This window comes from Trichococcus sp., assembly GCF_049589555.1.
Classification (GTDB): domain Bacteria; phylum Bacillota; class Bacilli; order Lactobacillales; family Aerococcaceae; genus Trichococcus.
The window spans coordinates 1-3,200 of record NZ_JBAWAZ010000382.1 but is presented as its reverse complement, the minus strand read 5'-3'; the positions used below and the strand labels follow the sequence as shown (position 1 = coordinate 3,200).

Annotated in this window: 4 protein-coding genes and 1 pseudogene; 4 read left to right on the top strand and 1 reads right to left on the bottom strand. The window is 44.7% G+C overall.

Annotated features, from left to right (window positions below):
- Positions 1 to 305 (bottom strand): hypothetical protein (locus tag WBV27_RS13275; protein WP_424202594.1); only part of this gene is annotated, 305 nt, incomplete at its 3' end.
- A 135-nt stretch (positions 306 to 440) separates the two neighbouring features.
- On the opposite strand from WBV27_RS13275, the gene WBV27_RS13270 reads away from it, so the two are divergent.
- From WBV27_RS13270 to WBV27_RS13255, 4 genes and pseudogenes are all read left to right on the top strand, one after another.
- Positions 441 to 767 (top strand): MazG-like protein, encoded by a 327-nt coding sequence (locus WBV27_RS13270; RefSeq protein ID WP_424202593.1) that lies wholly within the window; start codon positions 441 to 443, stop codon positions 765 to 767.
- A gap of 278 nt (positions 768 to 1,045) precedes the next feature.
- Positions 1,046 to 1,591 (top strand): biotin transporter BioY, encoded by a 546-nt coding sequence (locus WBV27_RS13265; RefSeq protein ID WP_424202592.1) that lies wholly within the window; start codon positions 1,046 to 1,048, stop codon positions 1,589 to 1,591.
- 21 nt (positions 1,592 to 1,612) lie between these two features.
- Positions 1,613 to 3,010, top strand: coding sequence for a class I adenylate-forming enzyme family protein (locus tag WBV27_RS13260; RefSeq protein ID WP_424202591.1), 1,398 nt, complete (start codon positions 1,613 to 1,615; stop codon positions 3,008 to 3,010).
- Positions 3,000 to 3,200: pseudogene (locus tag WBV27_RS13255) on the top strand (acetyl-CoA C-acyltransferase); the annotation flags it as partial. The gene WBV27_RS13260 and the pseudogene WBV27_RS13255, both read left to right, overlap by 11 nt.

The following is a 3,200-nucleotide window of genomic DNA, read 5'->3' as shown; positions in this document are numbered from 1 at the left end:
CTTAAGAACAGTGTGCCCAACAAAATCATAACAAGAATGAAAAAAATGAAAAATATATAAAGTTTAGAGGAAATTGAGAAGACAAAGGTAGCGATACTGGCAGAAATAATAACGATTAAAATCGTGGCAGAGATGCCAAATTTGTTGATTGTACTAGCTGGTAATAACCCTATTTCAATTTTTTCCAATAAACTGTTATTTTTCTTTAAAATGAACCTTTCAAATTCATTCCAATGTAGAATCAAAATATACATAAAACTAAATAATGTACCGTATTTTTGGATATTATCTATTAAAGGATCCAATTATCCACCATCTTTCGATATATTGATACTACAAATTTTATCATGAATTAAATTTAAATCAAAATTTAATTTTAAGAAGAAAACCGTGCAGAGTGTTATCAAGTAAATCAAAAAATCAACTCAGGAGGAACTATCATGGACGGCTTAACAATCAAGCAAGTAGCAGAAAGATCGAAAAAAATCCGGGAGCATTATCGCTCATTGGAAATGAAGCACCATGGCAGTGAATGGTCCGTGGAGGAGGATGCGTTGGCGTTTTTGACCGATGCGGGGCTTGTGGGTCGCTTAACGATGGCGCAGCAAGGACGTTGGCCGGTGGGTGAGTCGAATGAAGCGGGCTTGGAGCACAAAATCGGGGAAAGCATCTGGTGGCTGATGGTATTGGCGGACCGGATGGGCATCGACAGCGAGGAAGCACTGGATAATTTCTTGAGCACAACCGAGAAGCGGTTTAATCTCTAGAAACAATCATTTGTTGGATGCATGAATATTTGAATAGGGATTCAAGAACAACGGGAGTGAGTTCATCATTCTCTGCATCTCTACACCAAAAACAGCAGCAAGGAACCCACGTCGATGGTTTCCTTGCTGCTGTTTTTGGTGTGTTCTTTTATTGATGCATGCAAGAATCTTTAAAAAGAGCGTTGCCGGATAAAAAGAAATGGGTTATCATGTTATTTGTAAACCTTTAAGAAATACAGGGTAACAATTAAAGCGGTAAATACAGGAGGAGTTTAGTGATGAAGACAAAAGTTTTGACTAGGGTAACGATGATGGTAGCTTTGATGATTGTATCGGGAGTGTTGACGATTCCGCTGCCGGGTTTGCCGGTTCCGATCGTCCTGCAAAATATGATGATGATGCTCGCGGGCGGGCTGCTTGGCAAGAAATACGGTCCTCTGGCTGTGAGTGTTTTTCTGTTGATGATAGCGGTAGGTTTTCCGGTCTTATCAGGCGGACGGGGCGGCATTGCCGTATTTGCCAGCGCAAGCGGCGGGTTTTTGCTTGGATACGTGTTAGCCCCACTTGTGATCGGTTATTTGCTTGAGAAGAATTGGGAGAAACTTACTTTTCCCAAAGCAGTTCTCATTTTTATCGTTGGGGGGACTTTGCTGATTGATTTTTGCGGTAGTTTTTCCATGGCGTATTACATGGGCAACTCTTGGTTAAACGGATTGAAGATGACGTTGGCCTTTGTTCCTCTGGATACGGTTAAAGCAATTTTAGCTGCTTGGATCACCTTGCGCCTTAAGCGCTACAGTTTGATTTCCCTGAAGTTGGCGTAAATGAATTAGGCAGGTGTGATGATGAAGCGTATAGATGAGTGGCATGTAAATAATGCTTTGCAGACAGCGATAATCGATGGGGAAGAATCGGTGACTTACCGGGAATTGGAGGAGCGCGTTCAGGGACGGGCAAATATTTTGGCAGGGATTCCCCAAAAAGTTATCCTTGCACCGATGTCGAATGCCATTGATCAGCTGATTAATTTTTTGGCTTTGATCAGGGCGGACAAAGTGGCAGTGCCTATTAATGCTGGCCTTTCTGCTCAGGGACTGCAGGACATATTGAATCAGTTTGAGGATCCGCTGGTGTTGACGGATATCCATACAATTTTCCAAAAAGCTGCAGTTCCTTATAATTCTGATGAATATGCCTCACCGAGTGATCTGGCGTTTATTGGCTTCACCTCAGGAACGACCGGGCAGCCGAAGGGTTACCGGAGAACCCATCAATCCTGGGTCAAGAGTTTTGAGGGGACGAATGAGTTGATCCACCAGTCCAGCAAGCAAAGCGCAACGGTTTTTGGCTCGATGCATTATTCGTTGAGCCTGTACACGCTGATGCAGACGCTCTATTTTGGGCAGACCTTCATCCTGAATCAGCATTTTTCTACCAAGCGCCTGATCGACCTTGTCAAACAAACGAAGTCGTTGACTTGCTATCTTGTGCCGACCATGATCCACGCGCTCATTTCAAAGCTAGAGGCACAAAATGAAGTGTTGACGGAAAAATATTCGATCATTTCATCAGGCGCTAAGCTGAATGTGGACATCCGCAGGAAGCTGTACCGCTATTGTCCGAATGTGCAATTATATGAATTCTATGGTTCATCGGAAGCAAGCTACATATCGATGGAAACCGTGCAAGGCATCCCTTCCGATAATAGTGTCGGCCAACTGTTCCCCGGAGTCGAGATCATCATTGATCAGCCCAATGAGGAAGGCGTTGGCGAAATACTGGTCCGCAGCCCTTTGAATTTTGCGGGTTACCATCGCAACGGCGAGGATCGCGTAGCCACAGTCACATGCGTTTCGACCGGTGATCTGGGTAAATTGGCAGGGAACACGCTTGAATTCTATGGCCGAAAGGATGATTGCATCAATCGAGGCGGCGAGAAATTCTATCCGCTGGAATTTGAGCGACATCTGTTAAACTTGGAGGCTGTTGCTGAAATTGTCGTGCTTGGCATTCCGGATGCACATTACAATGAAAAAATTGGAGCCGTCATTGTTTGGTCCGACCAAAATCAAGTGATGAGCTTGGCCGAAATCAATACTTATTTATCGGCCCGGATGTCCCGTCCTGCCAAAATCGATCACATTTTCGCTGTCGGAGCGATACCGAAACAAAACAACGGCAAAATATCCAGGAAACAATTACTTCATGAGTTAGTAAAGGAGCGAGTGCCCAGTGTCATCTAAGGTTTATATTGTGGAGGCTGCACGTCTGCCCATCGGAAAGTACGGCGGGATCTACAGCGACGTTGGTCCGGAAGAGCTAGGCGGATTCTTGATGAAAACGATGCTGGACAAGCATCCGGGCCTGAACGAGCACGTTGATGAGGTCATTGTCGGGAATGTAATCGGTGGCGGTGGTAATGTTGCCAGACGC